The sequence below is a fragment of the Priestia sp. USM5 genome (genome assembly GCF_058323215.1).
In genome coordinates this window covers 2,780,820-2,798,969 of sequence record NZ_JBSGKN010000001.1, presented here as the reverse complement: position 1 = coordinate 2,798,969, position 18,150 = coordinate 2,780,820, and the positions used below count along the sequence as shown (strand labels likewise).

15 protein-coding genes and 1 pseudogene are annotated in these 18,150 nt (G+C 39.0%); 14 read left to right on the top strand and 2 right to left on the bottom strand.

Annotated features, from left to right (window positions below; all coding sequences use genetic code 11):
• Position 1: 1 nt before the first annotated feature.
• From cyoC to ACWATA_RS15035, 4 genes and pseudogenes are all read left to right on the top strand, one after another.
• A complete protein-coding gene (gene cyoC / locus ACWATA_RS15050) occupies positions 2 to 601 on the top strand; it encodes a cytochrome o ubiquinol oxidase subunit III (RefSeq protein ID WP_108674616.1) in 600 nt (199 codons plus the stop codon).
• Positions 602 to 898: a cytochrome o ubiquinol oxidase subunit IV gene (gene cyoD / locus ACWATA_RS15045; RefSeq protein ID WP_028413717.1), complete on the top strand. Its 297-nt coding sequence runs from the start codon at positions 602 to 604 to the stop codon at positions 896 to 898.
• Positions 899 to 1,048: 150 nt separating this feature from the next.
• Positions 1,049 to 1,543, top strand: coding sequence for a universal stress protein (locus ACWATA_RS15040; RefSeq protein WP_026106550.1), 495 nt, complete (start codon positions 1,049 to 1,051; stop codon positions 1,541 to 1,543).
• A 351-nt stretch (positions 1,544 to 1,894) separates the two neighbouring features.
• A pseudogene (locus ACWATA_RS15035) lies at positions 1,895 to 2,754 on the top strand (SDR family oxidoreductase).
• A gap of 43 nt (positions 2,755 to 2,797) precedes the next feature.
• On the opposite strand, the gene ACWATA_RS15030 reads toward ACWATA_RS15035, so the two are convergent.
• A complete protein-coding gene (locus ACWATA_RS15030; RefSeq protein WP_049164113.1) occupies positions 2,798 to 3,700 on the bottom strand; it encodes a COX15/CtaA family protein in 903 nt (300 codons plus the stop codon).
• A 391-nt stretch (positions 3,701 to 4,091) separates the two neighbouring features.
• Between ACWATA_RS15030 and ACWATA_RS15025 the strand changes: the two genes are divergently transcribed.
• The 3 genes from ACWATA_RS15025 to ACWATA_RS15015 all read left to right on the top strand — a co-directional run bounded on the left by ACWATA_RS15025 (position 4,092) and on the right by ACWATA_RS15015 (position 7,524).
• Positions 4,092 to 5,528: an NAD(P)-binding domain-containing protein gene (locus tag ACWATA_RS15025; RefSeq protein ID WP_154991447.1), complete on the top strand. Its 1,437-nt coding sequence runs from the start codon at positions 4,092 to 4,094 to the stop codon at positions 5,526 to 5,528.
• A gap of 37 nt (positions 5,529 to 5,565) precedes the next feature.
• The gene (locus tag ACWATA_RS15020) at positions 5,566 to 5,892 is read left to right on the top strand and encodes a Na-translocating system protein MpsC family protein (protein ID WP_014460548.1); all 327 of its coding nucleotides are present in this window, start codon (positions 5,566 to 5,568) and stop codon (positions 5,890 to 5,892) included.
• 255 nt (positions 5,893 to 6,147) lie between these two features.
• Positions 6,148 to 7,524: an NCS2 family permease gene (locus tag ACWATA_RS15015; protein ID WP_049164121.1), complete on the top strand. Its 1,377-nt coding sequence runs from the start codon at positions 6,148 to 6,150 to the stop codon at positions 7,522 to 7,524.
• Positions 7,525 to 7,603: 79 nt separating this feature from the next.
• Here the strand turns inward: ACWATA_RS15015 and ACWATA_RS15010 are convergent, their stop codons facing one another.
• The gene (locus tag ACWATA_RS15010; RefSeq protein WP_154991770.1) at positions 7,604 to 8,938 is read right to left on the bottom strand and encodes an ArsB/NhaD family transporter; all 1,335 of its coding nucleotides are present in this window, start codon (positions 8,936 to 8,938) and stop codon (positions 7,604 to 7,606) included.
• A gap of 473 nt (positions 8,939 to 9,411) precedes the next feature.
• On the opposite strand from ACWATA_RS15010, the gene ACWATA_RS15005 reads away from it, so the two are divergent.
• The 7 genes from ACWATA_RS15005 (at position 9,412) to ACWATA_RS14975 (ending at position 17,919) form a co-directional block, all read left to right on the top strand.
• Positions 9,412 to 10,404, top strand: coding sequence for a thiamine pyrophosphate-dependent dehydrogenase E1 component subunit alpha (locus ACWATA_RS15005; protein ID WP_154991446.1), 993 nt, complete (start codon positions 9,412 to 9,414; stop codon positions 10,402 to 10,404).
• A gap of 18 nt (positions 10,405 to 10,422) precedes the next feature.
• Positions 10,423 to 11,457: an alpha-ketoacid dehydrogenase subunit beta gene (locus ACWATA_RS15000; RefSeq protein WP_034264586.1), complete on the top strand. Its 1,035-nt coding sequence runs from the start codon at positions 10,423 to 10,425 to the stop codon at positions 11,455 to 11,457.
• 25 nt (positions 11,458 to 11,482) lie between these two features.
• Entirely contained in the window at positions 11,483 to 12,709 is a 1,227-nt protein-coding gene (locus ACWATA_RS14995; RefSeq protein WP_099330854.1) for a dihydrolipoamide acetyltransferase family protein, read from the top strand.
• 16 nt (positions 12,710 to 12,725) lie between these two features.
• Entirely contained in the window at positions 12,726 to 14,105 is a 1,380-nt protein-coding gene (lpdA, locus tag ACWATA_RS14990) for a dihydrolipoyl dehydrogenase (protein WP_099330855.1), read from the top strand.
• Positions 14,106 to 14,369: 264 nt separating this feature from the next.
• Complete coding sequence (locus ACWATA_RS14985; protein ID WP_098626750.1) at positions 14,370 to 16,247, top strand: sigma-54-dependent Fis family transcriptional regulator; 1,878 nt, start codon at positions 14,370 to 14,372, stop codon at positions 16,245 to 16,247.
• A 129-nt stretch (positions 16,248 to 16,376) separates the two neighbouring features.
• Complete coding sequence (locus ACWATA_RS14980; protein ID WP_176544759.1) at positions 16,377 to 16,559, top strand: hypothetical protein; 183 nt, start codon at positions 16,377 to 16,379, stop codon at positions 16,557 to 16,559.
• Between the two features lie 145 nt (positions 16,560 to 16,704).
• Complete coding sequence (locus ACWATA_RS14975; protein ID WP_063247235.1) at positions 16,705 to 17,919, top strand: cystathionine gamma-synthase family protein; 1,215 nt, start codon at positions 16,705 to 16,707, stop codon at positions 17,917 to 17,919.
• Positions 17,920 to 18,150 lie beyond the last annotated feature (231 nt).

Sequence of the window (18,150 nt, the reverse complement as noted above, 5' to 3'; positions counted from 1 at the left end):
CATGGCATATGCGACAGCGCACCACGAAGAACATCATCATGAACATGATGAAGAAATCAAAGTTATGGGTTTTTGGCTTTTCCTCGTAACGGACTGCATCTTATTTGGAGCATTATTTGCTACGTATGCTGTTCTTGTTAATCATACTGCAGGAGGCCTTACGGGAAAGGAATTTTTTGAAGTCCCAGGATTTGTTTCTGAAACGTTTATCTTATTAACGAGCAGCTTTACAAGCGGATTGGCCGTGTTAAGCATGCACAAAGGAAAAATAAAGTCTTTAATTGGCTGGCTGATCGTAACTCTGCTTTTAGGTGTATGCTTTGTTGGCCTTGAAATTCATGAATTTCAAACTATGGTTCACGAAGGAGCAACCATTTCCACAAGCGCATTTTTTACGGCTTTCTATACACTAGTTAGTACACACGGGCTGCACGTTTCGGTTGGAATCATTTGGATGATTTCAATTACAATCCAGTTAAAACGATACGGAATTACCTCTGTAACAAAACGAAAAGTGACGATTATCAGCTTATACTGGCATTTTCTTGATGCCGTCTGGATCTTCCTTTACACGGTTGTGTATTTAATGGGGGTGATGTAGATGGAGAACCACGGGTCGTTAAAAGCTTATACAACCGGATTTATTTTCTCAATTATTTTAACCGTTATTCCTCTGCTGCTGGTATTAAACCACGTACTTGCTAAAAATATATTACTAGCTAGCATTCTAGGAATGGCCGTGCTTCAATTTTTCGTTCAATTGTTTTTCTTTATGCATATTAAAGACGGAGAGAAGCCTCGTTATAATGTGATGGCTTTAATACTTGGAATCGTTTTTGTTATTACGATTGTAGCAGGATCTGTTTGGATAATGACTTTTAACTCTCAAGTTCAATAAAAATGAAGCCGTGTACGATGTGCGCGGCTCCATTTTTTATTAATTTCTATAACTTGTGATAAAAATCACATACTTTCGCTTGCGCAAGAAGTACAATAAAAGTGTAGCAAAGAAAGTTCTTTATAAACGAATGTTAAAGGAGAGATTATGATGAATATGGCTTATCGTAACATCCTCGTAGCAGTAGACGGTTCTGTAGAAGCGGAGTGGGCATTCAAAAAAGCAGTTAACAGTGCGAAAAAAAATAACGCTCATTTGATAATTTGTCACGTTATCGATATACAGGCGTTAAGTCCATCACCTTATGCATTTTATACGGATACACGCTTTCAAGATGCAGAGAAATTTGCTGAAGAACTTTTAACCAACTATAGTAACCTAGCCATTAAGGCTGGAGTAACGAAAGTCGAGACCTTAATTGAACACGGTTCTCCTAAAACAAAAATATCTAAAAAAATTGCTCCCGATAAGCACGTTGATTTAATTGTATGCGGTGCAACCGGGTTAAACGCGGTAGAGCGTATCTTAATCGGAAGTGTATCTCAGCATATTTTACGCTATGCCAAATGTGATGTGTTAATCGTTCGCACGCCTAAAGAAGCTGAAGAGGAATCAAAGCCTTTACAAGTAGAACTAACAGAGTAACAGGTACAGACGAGAAATAAAGCTTGTTGTGCACAGCAAAATACAAAGCTCTCACCATTTCATTTATTTAAAGAGTGGGGGGAAACGTATTTTAGTTAAAAGAAGATCCGAACAAGGAGTCAAGGTTCTCAAGAGAGAACGTGACTCGTTCGGATTTTTTTATTGTGATGGTGAATGTAGTTTTCATGTATCCAGCTGTTTCTAGCTGTTGATTGAAAGGGAATAGCAGAAAGAAAGGTGAGGATAGTAGAGCACATCAAACATGTTTATGAAAGAAGAAGAGGGGAAGAACAAGCATATAGAAAACTTTTCCTTAGTTGGTTAAGGTTGATTTATAAAGGAGTGACGAATATGTCAAAGTTAAATAATCCATTAACTCAATATTTCCATGAAGACTATCCAAAGCAGTATCAAGAACCGCCTGGTGTACAAAAAGAAATGAACGTCATCCCAGACTGCGGGGAGAACAGTTACATAGGTGCAGGTAAATTAAAAGGCAGAAAAGCTCTTGTAACAGGTGGGGATTCAGGTATTGGCCGAGCAGCAGCTATCGCTTACGCAAGAGAAGGAGCGGACGTTGCGCTCAATTACTTGCCACAAGAGCAAACTGATGCAGAAGAAGTAAAAAAGCAGTACTCATACCTGGTGATGTAGGCGAAGAATCTTTTTGCAAGGAGCTAGTAGAAAAAGCTTATAAAGAATTAGATGGATTAGACGTTTTAGCGCTCGTAGCAGGTAAACAGCAGGCAGTAGAAGATCTTGCTGATTTAGAAACGGATCAGCTGCGCAAAACCTTTGAAGTAAATGTATTCTCTTTATATTGGACCGTAAAAGCAGCGCTGCCTTATTTACCGGCAGGTGCTTCTATTATTACCACAAGTTCTGTACAAGGCTATAGCCCAAGTCCTAATTTATTAGATTATGCAGCTACAAAGTTTGCCATTAACGGATTCACTCGCGGACTAGCCAAGCAATTAGCTCCAAAAGGTATTCGCGTTAACTCCGTTGCTCCAGGACCTATCTGGACGCCGCTTCAAATTTCTGGAGGGCAGCCAAGCGACGCTATTCCAGGCTTTGGACAAGATACACCTTTGCAGCGTGCTGGTCAGCCGGTAGAGTTAGCAAATGTATACGTATTTTTAGCTTCAACGGATGCAAGCTACGTAACAGCTCAAGTTTACGGAATTACAGGCGGAATAGAACTAGCTTAAAACAAAAAACACGTGCAGTTCATAACTGCACGTGTTTTTTGTTTTATCGTCTTTCACCTTTTAAAGTTTGTACACAAATGTAGCTAAGCGTAGCGAATAACGCTGTAATAAATGCCGAGTGAGACAGTGTAGCAAAGACATTTAAACGAGACATGACAACAAAGATACCGCTAAATATTTGAGCAAAGGTTAAAGCAACTGCAATGATGGACGCGTAGTAAATATCACGGCGAGTTTCTTTATACTGTTTGATAGCAGATACCATAATCCAAATGATAAGAACAAACAGCACAAGAGCAGCAAATCGGTGAGCAAAGTGAATGCCTGTTGTTCCTGATAGCTTTGGAATAAGAGTGTTGCCATAACAAGCCGGAAAGCTTGTACACGCTAAGCTTGCACCTTTGTGACGCACATATGCACCTAAATAAATATCGCAGTAGGTAAATATAAGCGTAAACCATGCGAGCCATCTAAATTTGCCTGTAACGGCTCCTTTAATAAAATGATCCGAACGGTCCTTTTGAATAACAAATATTGAAAGTAAAAATACACCGGTAAACGCAATAAGCGAAAGACCGAAATGCAGGGCTAGCGCCTCAGCTGACTGAGGCCAGATAACGGCAGAAGCCCCGAGCAACGACTCGATAACGATAAATGCAATACTCATGATCGCTAAAATTTTCACTTCACGGTTTCTGCGATAACGAATCCAAGCCCAAATAGAAAATGCTAAAACAAGAAGACCTGCAAATGCGGTAATCAAACGATGCGTATATTCAATCATTGTTGCTACTGCGTATTCGGGTATTAACTGCCCGTTACACAATGGCCACTCGTTTCCGCACCCTAATCCAGATCCTGTGGTTGTGACCAGACTGCCGGCAATCATTAAAATAAACATAACAATCGTTGTAAATATAGCTGTTATTTTAAATAAATTTCTCATACGTTGACTCCCTTTGTTGAGTTACTAATTATGACTATAGATTTGATGAATACGATAGTCAAGTAGTAGAGCGTAATTAACAAATAACTGTCACAAACTCGCACATGTTTTCCTTAAATTTGATGTCAGAAAAGCTTTCTTCACTAAGCTTTGTAATGGTTTTTTCCTTTTAAACAATGTAAATATGCTTTCATACATAAGATATAAAAAATTATATTAGTGATTTTATACAATTTGCAAAAAAAACTTTAGAGAGAATGGAGATACAATCATATTCCAAAAGTGATAATATAAATATAAATCAAATGATGTTATAAAACCTATCATTTTATGTTAGATATAAAATAAACTTTTTTATCACGGAGAAACTTTATTGAAAGGAGAGATAACGATGAGCTTAGAAGCTTTAAATAAAAGAGTAGAAACCGATCTTTCTTACCTTTCTTTCAGGAAACCAACAGAAGTACAGCCAATTATCCCTAAAAGTGGACACGTATACGATGTAATCATTATTGGAGGAGGTCAAAGCGGTTTAGGAACGGCTTTTGGCTTGCTGCGAGAACGCGTGTCAAATATTCTTGTTATTGATGAAAACCGTTCGGGTTTAGAAGGTCCGTGGGAAACGTATGCACGAATGATTACGCTGAGAACGCCCAAAAACTTAACATCTATCGATTTAGGTATGCCTTCGCTTACGTTTCAATCGTGGTGGGAAGCACAATTTGGCTCAGAGGGCTGGGAAGCTCTTGACAAAATTCCAAGAGGAGACTGGATGAATTATTTACGCTGGTACCGGAGTATTCTTAACCTTCCTGTGGCAAATGAAATAAAATTAACGTTAATTGAGCCGACGGAAACAGGTATTCATCGCTTGCATATTGAAGGAAATGGAGCTGCATGTCCTACACTGATGGCACGTAAAGTTATACTAGCTACAGGAATTCAAGGAGGAGGAGAGTGGCATGTCCCGCCTATGATTTCTGAAAAATTGCCGCCTCATCTTTATTCTCATACTTCACAAACGATTGATTTTACTACGTTAAAGAACAAAAAAGTAGCTGTTTTAGGAGGAGGAGCTTCGGCGTTTGATAACGCCAACTATGCGCTTTCCGAAGGAGTTGCTGAAGCTCATGTATTTGTTCGACGAAAAGAACTTCCGCGTATTAATCCAATCAGACAAATGGAAGCTTCAGGAATGATTGAGCGTTTTCATGCTCTGTCAGATGCTGAAAAATATGAAGTAATGGCTCATTTTTTCGAATACAATCAGCCGCCTACGAATGATACATTTGGACGCGCTTCCTCATGGCCAGGTTTTCATTTGCACGTACATGCACCGTGGCTCGATGTCGAGGGAAAACAGGACAAAGCAGTTGTAACAACTCCTCAGGGAGTCTTTACATTTGACTATTTAATTATTAGCACAGGCCTTCTAACAGATCCGGCTCTTCGTCCAGAATTACGTCTTGTTGAAAAACACATCGCCCGCTGGAGCGATCATTACAAAGCACCGCATGAAATTGCCAATCCAGTATTGGATGCCCACCCTTACCTTAGTAATGGCTTTGCTTTTTCAAATCGCAATGGGGAAGGTCAAAAAATGGTATATGGCCTTTTTGCTTTTAATTATTCTGCTTTAATTAGCTGTGGAATTTCTGCTTCCGCTCTTTCAGGGCTGAAATATGCGATACCGAAGCTCGTATCAGAAGTCGCCAATCAGCTTTTTATTGATAACCGCCATGAGAATTTAACCAATTTCTTTGACTATAATGAGCCTGAATTTATCGGCAGCTGGTCAAAAGACGCTAATCAAGTGAAAACAACATAATAAAACTACATTTTTAACAATGAAAAAGGTGAAGCATATGGAGCCGATCTCTAAAAAGAAGATAGCTACTTTGTATACTCAAATTAGCCAAGAAATTTTTAATGTAGGCGTGAATACTCAAAAAATAGATATTATTGATAATAAAATTCTTATACTAGCTCAATCAAAAAGAATGCCAGCGCTAGACGCCCTCAGTGAAGAATATAAAGAATTAGTGATGTCTCTTGATGCGGCTTTGTCGACTAAATATAAAAAAATGCTAAAGCAAAAAGTGGAGCTATTATTCGATATCCAGGTCACTTCTTTATTTAGAGATTATGATCCTGCTACTGAGAATTCTTGTACGGTTATTTGCTTTAAATAACTTCTCTATATAAATGGCAAAACGTTCGATGAAATCGTTTGTTTTGCAAAAAACGTAAAAGACGGATGCTTATCTTCTGTTTACAGAAGCAAAGAGCCGTGAAGATAGAAGGGTTTCCTTCTGTTTTCACGGCTCTTTTTATACATATTTTCATAAAAAAGGAGTGGGGAAATGACTGAATATACACTTGTTGATAAAGCGGCTGTAAAAACTAGTTAAAAAAATCCAATCGATCATTAAAGGAGTGAAAAGCAAGTGGCGATGAATGAAAAAATGGAAACTCAGCATATGGAACTAACAAAAAAATCAGCACCTAATCCTTCATGGGTAGATAAGCTGTTTCATTTAACAGAACGTAAAACAGATGTAAAAACAGAAATTCTTGCGGGAATTACGACTTTTGTGACGATGAGCTATATTATCTTTGTTAATCCGACGATTTTAGCAGATGCAGGCATTCCAAAAGAAGCGGCAATTGCGGCAACAATTTTTGCCACTGTTTTTGCAACTCTTTTGTTTGCATTGTGGGCGAACATGCCTATTGCAGTTGCACCAGGAATGGGACTAAACGCTTTTTTTACGTATACAGTGGTATTGGGTGAAGGGTTAACGTGGCAAACAGGTTTAGGAGCCGTATTTATTTCAGGGGTTGTATTTTTTATTTTAACCATAACAGGCTTACGCAAGAAGATTATTGAAGGGATACCCGCTATTTTAAAAAGTGCTATTTCCGTTGGAATCGGTCTATTTATTGCTTTTATCGGTTTTAAGCAAGCTGGAATTATTGTAAGCAACAAAGAAAATTTAGTAGCGCTTGGACAACTGACAAAACCGGGCCCATTACTTGCTTTATTAGGTTTTATCGCGGTAACTGTATTAACTGCTCGAAAAATTAAAGGAGCTGCTTTGATTAGTATTTTACTAGTATCAATTGCAGGGATGGCGCTGGGCATAGTAGAAGCACCTAAAAGCATCAGCAGCGTTGTGTCGTTTTCAATGCCAAGCATGTCAGAAACTTTTTTACAAATGGATATTAAATCTGCTCTCCATTACGGTCTTTTCTCTATTATTTTTTCATTTACGCTTGTGGAGCTATTTGATAATTTAGGATCGATGATTGGATTATCTAAAAAAGCTGGACTAATGGATGAAAAAGGAGAAATTAAAGGGTTAGATAAAGCGCTTATGGCAGATTCTCTTGCGACTGTAGCCAGTGCTGCTATGGGATCTACCGCAATGAACGCGTATGTAGAAAACGCTGCGGGAATTGCAGAAGGAGGCAAAACGGGTCTTAAAGCACTGGTTGTTGCCATGCTGTTTTTAGTCAGTATTTTGTTCACTCCATTGATCAGCATTATTCCTGCTTTTGCTACAGCACCTATTTTAATTATGGTTGGAGCTCTCATGTTAACAGAAATTAAAAACATTCCTCTCGACGAAATAACAGATGCTGTACCTGCTTTTTGCACCATTATTTTGATGCCGTTAACATTTAGTATCGGCGAAGGCTTAGCGCTAGGGTTTTTATCTTATACGTTCGTTAAATTGTTAGCCGGCAAGGCGAAAGAAATCCACTGGATTATGTACATCATTAGCGCCGCTTTTATTATCAACTTCATCTGGGCTGCTTGAACGCATATATCTAGAGCAAAAAAGACTTCTCAGCTGAGAAGTCTTTTTTACTGATCGTGTAGATTTTAATCTCTCTCCCTTACAGAAATAAAAGATAGCGAAGGAAGATATATAACGTTGAAATTAAAAGAGATACGAGCGTGATTGGAGCTCCAATTTTTAAGAAATCCATAAATGAAAATTTATGTCCTTTTTTTACAGCCATGCCAGCTACAATGACGTTGGCAGATGCTCCAATTAACGTACCGTTTCCTCCCAAACATGCTCCTAGAGCCAATGACCACCATAGTACATTGATTTGAGCAGAATCAGGGCTCATTCCCATTCCATGAGCCATATCTTGAATAAGTGGAATCATTGTAGCAACAAAAGGAATGTTATCAATAACAGCTGAGGCAATGCCACTAATCCACAAAATGAGATAAGCTGACAGTGCGATATTGCCGTCTGTAACGTTCAACGCGCCAGCAGCCAGCTTTTTAATAATGCCTACATCGATTAAGCCTCCGACAAGAACAAACAAACCTGCAAAGAAAATAATGGTTGTCCATTCAACAGAATCAAATGCGCTTTCTACTTCATCATGAGTTCTTAATCCAATTACCAGTAGTACAGCAGCACCTGTAATGGCTACCATAGCCGCATCAATGTGCAAAACAGAATGCAGGGTAAAACCTAGAATCGTTAATACTAATACAGTTAACGATTTTTTCATTAAAACAGAATCTTGAATATAATCTTTTTCATTTAAACTCATTAGCTCTTGCTTTTTACTATCTTCTACTTTTAACTTTTTACGATAGATAAGAACAAGAATCCCCAGTGTAACAACACCGATAATCAGTACTGCAGGAGTTAAATTTAATAAAAAAGCATTAAAATCAAGGTGAGGGTTCGCTGCCCCAATCATGATATTAGGCGGGTCGCCTATTAAAGTTGCCGTTCCTCCAATATTTGAAAACAGCACTTCTGATATAAGAAACGGAAAAGGATTAATGTTTAAGATAGTAGTAATCGAAAATGTAACGGGAACAATTAATAACACGGTTGTCACATTGTCTAAAAAAGCTGATCCGACGCCTGTTAAAATCGATAAAATAACTAGAATTCGAACCGGATCACCTTTAGCAATTTTAGCAGACTTGATGGCTGCGTATTGAAACACGCCTGTTTTGTTTGTGATGCCGACTAAAATCATCATACCCATAAGAAGGACAATTGTTTCCCACTGAATGTGTTCGGTAATAGCATTATTAAAATCGACAATACCTAACAAAATCATCAATATAGCACCTAAAAGAGCTGCTGAAGCGCGATTGATCTTTTCAGTCATAATCAGAAAATATGTAATGATAAATATAATAATGGCTGCGTATACATGAAAACTTGTAATGTGTTGAATTGCATTGTGCATAACTGTAACCTGGCGATATGTCATCTAGACGTCGCGAAGTGTAGATGACGCAAACTTTGGATGTTTTCCAGGTTTTCACCTCATCTTTCATCGTTTAATTTACATCCAACTTTACGGTGAAACTTCTATAAAATCCGCTTTCCTTTAACCAACCTCCTTTAAAAGCTTTGGTGTTCTTCAAAATGCAGACGATTCCTTCAGCATTATATCATATTTACATAAAAGCTTTCTTGCTAATTATTCATGTGATTTTCAACCCACACGCTTATTATGCACCTTAAATTCAGTTTACATAATTGATTCCTCTAATATCGGACAAAGTTAGACAAAGTTGGAACAGTGTCCAATTTTGTCTAACTTTGTGAGAACAAATAAAACAATGGATTGCTAAGATAAAGCGGTTTTCATGTTGGCACGGTACTTGCAAGAGTAATTAAGTGAAGTTTGATAATCAAATGAGGAGGCTTACCATAATGAAAACTGCTCAAAATAAAACAGAAAAGCTTACGAAAGAAAAAGCCAGCTGGATGTATCAGAAAATGGTAGAAATTCGAAAGTTTGAAGATGAAGTACATCAAATTTTTGCAAAAGGTGTACTGCCTGGTTTTGTTCATCTGTATGCAGGTGAAGAAGCGATAGCGGTTGGAATGTGCGCTCACCTTAATGACAGTGACAGTATTACGAGCACTCATCGTGGACACGGTCATTGTATTGCTAAAGGCGGCGATTTAGATGGAATGATGGCTGAACTATTTGGGAAGGTAACCGGGTTAGGCAAAGGAAAAGGCGGATCTATGCATATCGCGGATTTAGATAAAGGAATTTTAGGAGCAAATGGAATTGTAGGAGGAGGATTTCCGCTTGCGTGCGGTTCTGCTTTAACTGCTAAGTATAAAAAGACAAAAGATGTAAGCGTTTGCTTTTTTGGAGACGGGGCGGGCAATGAAGGAACGTTTCATGAAGGAATTAACTTAGCAGCTATTTGGAAACTGCCGGTTGTTTTTGTTGCTGAGAATAATGGCTACGGAGAAGCAACTCCCTTTTCTTATGCTTCAAGCTGCAGCACGATTGCAGACCGTGCCGCAGCTTACAATATTCCAGGCGTACGAGTGGATGGAAAAGACGTGATGGCTGTTTATGAAGCAGCTGCTGAAGCGATTCAACGAGCTCGCAGAGGGGAAGGCCCAACGTTAATTGAATGTGTAACGTATCGAAATTACGGGCATTTCGAAGGCGACGCACAAACGTATAAATCAGGCAGTGAAAAGAAAGAACATCTTCAGGAAAAAGATGCGATTGCTCTTTTTGAAAACTATTTGCTTTCAGAACAAGTAGTAACAGAAAAAGAGCTTAGAGATATTGAAAGTGACGTAGAAAAAGCAGTAAAACGCGCAGTTGAGCTAGCAGAAACAAGCGATTATCCTGATGCTTCCGAACTATTAACAGATGTTTATGTATCTTACTAATTAAAGGGGGAAAAGAAAATGACTAGAAAATTAAGTATGTCTGAAGCTATCAATGAAGCAATGAAACTAGCGATGCGAAAAGATGAGAATGTGATTCTGCTGGGAGAAGATGTAGCTGGCGGAGCGGAAATTGACCACCTGCAAGATGATGAGGCTTGGGGCGGTGTCCTTGGAGTGACAAAGGGACTTGTACAAGAATTTGGACGTGAACGAATTCTTGATACGCCTATTTCAGAAGCAGCTTATATAGGAGCTGCAATGGGAGCGGCAGCTACGGGGTTAAGACCGGTTGCAGAATTAATGTTTAATGACTTTATTGGCTGCTGCTTAGATCAAGTGCTGAATCAAGGCGCAAAATTTAGATACATGTTCGGAGGAAAAGCAGAAGTGCCCGTCACGATTCGAACGACTCATGGAGCTGGATTCAGAGCTGCGGCTCAGCATTCTCAGAGCTTGTATGCTTTGTTCACTAGCATTCCTGGCATTAAAGTAGTGGTGCCTTCTACCCCTTACGATGCAAAAGGTTTATTATTAGCAGCAATTGAAGACAATGATCCGGTTATCTTTTTTGAAGACAAAACGTTGTACAACATGAAAGGTGAGGTTCCTGAAGGCTACTATACGATTCCATTAGGAAAAGCGGACGTGAAACGCGAAGGAACAGATTTAACGATTGTAGCGATTGGCAAACAAGTGAATACTGCACTTACAGCCGCAGATCAATTATCTCACAAAGGAATTGACGTAGAAGTAGTTGATCCTAGAAGTCTATCACCATTTGACGAAGAGACAATTCTTTCTTCTGTAGAAAAAACGAACCGATTAATTATTATTGACGAAGCTAACCCAAGATGCAGCATCGCAACAGATATTGCTGCGTTAGTTGCTGATAAAGGATTTGATATGCTTGATGCACCTATTAAACGAATTACAGCACCACATACACCTGTACCATTTTCACCTCCATTAGAAGATATTTATCTGCCAACACCGCAAAAAGTAATTGAAGTTGTATCGGAGTTGCTAGGAGATAAATCGCTTCTAAGCGTGTAAGTAAAGAGAAAGGAGGAGGAAGCAAATGGCTGCAGAGGTTGTAATGCCAAAACTAGGTATGGCAATGAAAGAAGGAACCGTTTCGACATGGAATAAAAAAGTGGGAGACTCCGTTTCAAAAGGAGATATGATTGCAAGTATTAATTCTGAAAAAATAGAAATGGAAATTGAAGCGCCGCAGGACGGTGTGATTCTTGATATCCTTGTGCAAGAAGATGTAGGTGTGCCTCCTGGAACGATTATCTGTTATGTTGGAAATCCAAACGAGCAGCTTACTGAGCAAAGCAGTTCAGCAAATGAGCTTCAGGCTCCTAAAAACGAGGTAGCCGCCACTATCTCTTTAGAAGAGCCACCAGCAAACGTAGCTTCATCAAAGAAGAGCAAAGAAACTGTGCGCATTTCACCAATTGCACGGAAAATAGCAGAATCTGAAAACCTTGACATTGAAATGATTAAAGGCACGGGACCAAAAGGAAGAATCACAAAAGCGGATGTAGAGAAAGTGCTGGCAGAAAAAGCTGCAGAAACAAGTCATCCACCAGTTGAAATAGATAAAGCTACAAAAAAAGAAACGCTTCCAGTAGCGGGAATGAGGAAAGTCATTGCAGGCCGAATGCATAATAGCTTACTAAACAGTGCTCAATTAACGATTAATATGAAAGCTGACGTGACGGATTTGCTGTCTCTTCAACGAGAAATTAAAGAAGTGATTCAACAACGCCATAAGGTGAAAATCTCTCTAACTGATTTTATTGCTCGCGCTGTTGTTCTTTCACTTCAAGAACACAAGCAAATGAACAGTGCGTATATCGATAACGAAATTCATCTCTATCATCATGTTCATCTTGGAATGGCCGTGGCTTTAGAGAATGGGCTAGTTGTTCCTGTTGTGCAACATGCTGAAAAAATGCCGTTAGTTGAATTAGCTGCAGAGATTAAAACACGAGCAGCGGATGCTCGGCAAGGTCAGTTGAATACTGATAGCATGCAAGGTTCCACATTCACTATTACTAATCTCGGTGCCTACGGAGTAGAGTATTTTACACCTGTATTGAACCCGCCTGAAACAGGAATCCTTGGTGTGGGAGCTACTGAAGATGTACCTATGTATATAGGAGACGATTTACAAAGAAGAAACGTGCTGCCTTTAAGCCTGACGTTTGATCATCGCGTACTGGACGGAGCACCTGCAGCTAATTTCCTTGGAACTATTAAACAATACTTAGAGCAACCTATTTTACTACTCTTATAGAAAGGTGGTGCATTCCATGAAACCTTTAGTTGTCATTGGCGGCGGTCCTGCAGGATATGTGGCGGCAATCACTGCCGCCCGGCAAGGAAAACAAGTTACGTTAATCGAACAAAAAGATTTAGGTGGAACATGTTTAAATGAGGGTTGTATGCCAACAAAGTCATTATTAGCAAGCGCGGAAGCCTATAAGAAAATAAAGCAAGCTGAGCAATTCGGCATCACTCTTCCTTTAGAACAAGTGAAAATTAACTGGGATGGCGTTCAGCATCATAAAACAGCCATTGTTAAAAACTTGGTCAGGGGAATTGGCTATTTAATGAAAAAGAACAGTATTAAAGTCATGAAAGGAGAAGCTTCTTTTTTGACAAATCATCGCCTAGCCGTGCGAAATGAAAATCAAGTAGAAGAAATAGAGGCTGAACAGTTTATTATTGCTGTAGGTTCAGAACCTGCTAGCCTGCCGTTTGCTCCGTTTGATGGAAAGTGGATCATTCACAGTGGACAAGCGATGTCGCTGCCTGCTATCCCTTCATCTCTTTTGATAGTAGGAGGAGGTGTAATTGGGTGTGAATTTGCAAGCATTTACAGTCAAATGGGAACAAAAGTAACGATTGTGGAAGCGGCAGATCAGCTGCTTTCTGGTGAAGACGCCGATATCGCCTTTATGTTGCAGGAAGAGTTAGAGAAAAAAGGCGTAACGATTTATACATCCGCTTCGCTAACAAAAATGCAGCCAGAAGATAAAACGGCTCTATTTAAACATAAAGAAGAACTGCATGAACTGCAGGCTGACTATGCATTAATTTCAATTGGGAGAAAGCCTAGAGTGCTAGGTTTAGGTTTAGAAAAGCTTGGCATACATTTTTCAAAACAAGGAATTGATGTTAATGAGCATATGCAAACGAATATACCTAATATCTATGCTTGTGGAGATGTAGTCGGCGGAATTCAGCTCGCTCATGTAGCCTTTCATGAAGGCACAGTTGCTGCTTTGCATGCATGCGGAAAAGATAAGAGCGTGAATTACAGAGCTGTACCACGCTGCATCTATACTCATCCTGAAATTGCAAGTGTCGGTTTGACAGAAAAACAGGCCCGAGAAAAATACGGTGATGTTCGTATCGGAGAATTTTCGTTTACGGCAAACGGCAAAGCGATGATTGCAAATGATTCTGTTGGAAAAGTGAAAGTAATCGTAGAACCGCAGTTTAATGAAATTATTGGGCTTTCCATTGTAGGTGCACATGCTACAGAATTAATTGGACAAGGAACTATCATGCTGCACGGGGAGTTGACCACGGATGTAATGGAAGACTTTATCGCTGCTCATCCTACATTATCCGAAGCGATTCATGAAGCTCTTTTGCATTCAGCGGGTCAGGCCGTTCACTCATGATTATACAAGTGCTCAAGTTATTAAGCTCTTTAAGAATGAAAAGTAAAAATGAATGATTCAAAAAGGTAAACTAGAGGATGAAGGAATCATGAAAGAGGGATAGGGATTTTCCTGCATCCTCGTCTAGTTTTTCTATTAATTTTTACATAACGTGAGTTTAAGAATCTATCTTTGGTAATGATAACGTTTTCTTTGTGATTTATAATAATAGTAACAAGCCTTGATTTACTATATTCAATTAAGTTTATAGGGGAGAGGTAAGAAATGGAATCCACACTTTCTTTAAACACATGGAAACGTTTTGTAAACGAAGGAGCACTTGAATCTTCAAGGTTAAACGACATCATTGTAAAATCGTGGCACCGCTGTAAAAGCGCAGATGTTAACCCTTACCTAGATAAAGGCAGATCGATTTTAAGAAACGAAGATTTTCATTCTCGAAAACAAATGAACTCTTTATTTCTTGAAACGGCGTTGCCGCACTTAGAAAGAATCAGACAATCAGCGGCAGATTTAGGAATGGTTGCTCTATTAATTGACCCAGAAGGCTATATTTTATCTATTACAGGAAATAGACTTACACTGAATGAAGCAAGAAAAATTAATTTTGTGGAAGGTGCCTGTTGGACAGAAAAAGAAGTAGGAACAAATGCAATCGGGACGGCTCTGCAAACGGAAGAACCCATTATGATAACAGGTACAGAACATTATTCGATTGCTTCGCATCAATGGAGCTGTTCGGCGGCGCCTGTTCGAAATGACGACGGAAATTTAATTGGGATTATTAATATTTCCTGTCCCGTAAACAGAGCGCATCCTTATATGCTTGGAATGGTTACATCCATTGCGTATACAATCGAACGGGAGTTAAGCATTCGAATGCACAAAGACGAAATTGAGTTGGTTCATGCTTCTATGAATTTTGTCGATAGCAAGCAGCTCTTGCTGCTTTGCAATTACAAAGAAGTGATTGTAGGAGCAAGTAAAACCGTTCGGGAATGTATACCTAAATGGTCAGGACAACAGTTGAATACGATTGTACAACAGGGATTTCGTATAGTGATGGAAGTGCCTGTCATTTCAAAAAGACACGGTCATTCTATTGGAAAGATTGTTTACTTATCAGAAGAAACGACTCATAACCAAATAACTAAACAGATCTCTGCTCAATCATTTTGTTTTAAAGGAGAAGCAGGCATAAGCCGATCCTTTCAGCGAACATTAGAAGAAATAAAGCAGGCGGCTCCTACGGATACAACGGTCTATATTTTAGGGGAAACAGGTACTGGAAAAGAAGTAGTGGCGAGAACGATTCATGAAAACAGTTCGCGTAAAAACGGGCCTTTTATTGCTCTTAATTGTGGTGCCATTCCGAAGGAACTTATGGAAAGTGAATTATTTGGCTATGCGGAAGGAGCCTTTACAGGAGCACGGCGTCAAGGATATCAAGGGAAGTTTGAACAGGCTAATCATGGTACGATTTTTCTTGATGAAATAGGTGAGCTTCCTCATTCTATGCAAGTTTCTTTGTTAAGAGTATTGCAAGAGCGCAAGGTCACGCCTGTGGGAAGCAATCAGGAAATTCCAGTAGACATCCGGATTATTACCGCTACTCATCGAGATCTTCGCCAACTTGTCAATGAAAGGAAGTTTCGAGAAGATTTATACTACCGGCTTCACGTGTACCCCGTGCATGTTCCACCTTTACGGGAAAGAAAAGAAGATATTCCGCATCTTATGCGGTACTTTTGTCAAACGAATGATTGGAATATGAATTTCCCCAAGGAACTAGTAGATAAATTGATAGATTACCAGTGGCCCGGAAACGTTCGAGAATTATTTAATGTACTTGAACGCTTGAAAATTTCACTAAACGCGGACACAGAAAAAGAGACAATATTGAGTTATTTGAGTTCTTTACATCTTGGTGGTCAGAGGGACATCTCTCACTCTGATACTTCACAAGAAATAGAAGAAAACGGTTTTACGTCCCTATCCGCACTCACATTTCGTGAAAAAGTTCAAAAAGACTTGATGATGGATGCTTTACGTAAAACGCAGGGAAATGTGTCGCTTGCTGCTAAGCTGTTAGATATACCAAGAAGTACATTTTATAACAGACTAAAAAAATTCAATTTATAAGCTGAGAGTTTTTAGCTGTTTTAAATTTAGACGAAGTAAAAAATGAACCATTGATCAAGATTTTCGATTAGTGGTTCGTTTTTTTTTTAGGGTGAACGTACGTTCGATTTGTTTAGACCCTTCTAGCAGTTGATTGGAGGGCAAGACGAAAACTCCTGCGGGAAAAGCGGAACAGGTGAGACTCCACAGGAGCGTATGCGACGAGAAGGCTCAGCGGCCGACTGCGGAAAGCGAAGTCTTGCACGGAACCAACTGACCTGTCACGAGCGTTCAGCTCATGTATCCTATTTGTTCGTCGTTAGATTGAATTGATTTCGTTATATCTCGATCTTTTTTAAATTTAATGAAGAATGTACGCATATTTTATTATCAGATTATTCTGTACTATATACAGTATATTGTATACAATATATAATTTAATCAATATCTAATTAACAAAACCAGAGGTGATGAGTGAATGACAGACAAACAGTTTAGAAATGTACAAGACGGCACAAAAGCGGTATGGGCAGGAGAAAAAGAATCGCTTGCTTACAATGCCACTCAAGTTCCCGTCGTCTTCAGCGTAGCTTACAATTATGATGATGTAGACGAATGGCAAGAAGTTGCGTTAGGAAACAAACCAGGCTATACGTATAATCGCATGAGTAATCCTACGGTTAAAGCTTTTGAAGAAAAAGTAAGGATACTTGAAGAAGCAGAAGAGTCGGTCGCATTTTCCTCCGGCATGGCGGCTATTAGCAGCACATTGTACACTTTTTTAAAACCCGGAGACCGAGTCGTATCGGTAAAAGATACATATGGAGGAACAAATAAAATCTTCACTGAGTTCCTTCCTAACATTGGAGTGGATGTAACCTTATGTAATACGGGAAATCATGAAGAAATTGAAGCGGAAGTAAATAAAGGATGTAAAGTGCTGTATTTAGAGTCACCTACAAATCCTACGATGAAAATTATTGATATTGAAAGAATAGCGAAAGCAGGAAAATCGGTAGGGGCAGTGGTCATTATTGATAATACGTTTGCGACACCAATTAACCAAAACCCTCTTCAATTAGGAGTAGATCTTGTCATTCACAGCGCCACAAAATTTTTAAGCGGACACGCCGATGCTTTAGGCGGAGTAGTATGCGGCTCTAAAGAATTAATGCAGCATGTGTATCACTACCGTGAGATCAATGGCGCGACCATGGACCCTATGTCAGCGTATCTTATTTTAAGAGGAATGAAGACGTTAAAGCTGCGTATACGTCAACAAGAACGAAGTGCTTTGGAAATTGCTAAATTTCTTCAAAAGAAAGAAGCTGTTGAAGCCGTCTATTATCCTGGATTGGAAACACACCCTCATCATCATATTGCCAAAAAACAAATGAAAGGCTTTGGCGGAATATTAAGCTTTGTGTTAAAAGGAGAAATGGAAGCTATTAAAATTTTGCTGCCAAAGTTAACGTATGCAAATAAAGCCGGTAATTTAGGAGCAGTTGAAACGATTTACGGTCCGGCAAGAACGACTAGTCACGTAGAATGTACGCTTGAAGAACGTAAAGCTCTTGGAATATCCGAAGGACTGGTTCGCATATCTGTAGGAATTGAAGATACGGAAGATTTAATTGCAGACTTAGAACAAGCATTTGCTCACTTAGAATCTGCATCACCTATTAGTAATTAAAAAGACATGTATTACTTTTTTAAATAAAAATAAGGTAAGCAACTCTTTTTAGTTGGTAGACGTTTCTTCAAAATTGCAGAGATATTGTGGAATAAAGCTGAGAAATTAAACTGCACGTGTATTTTTTCGTCTGATTTTGTAGGTATACTGATAAATTAGATGAAATAAAAATGTTTTTACACGCTTTAAAAATAAACTAACTTACAATAGCCTACAAATAAGGAATGATAG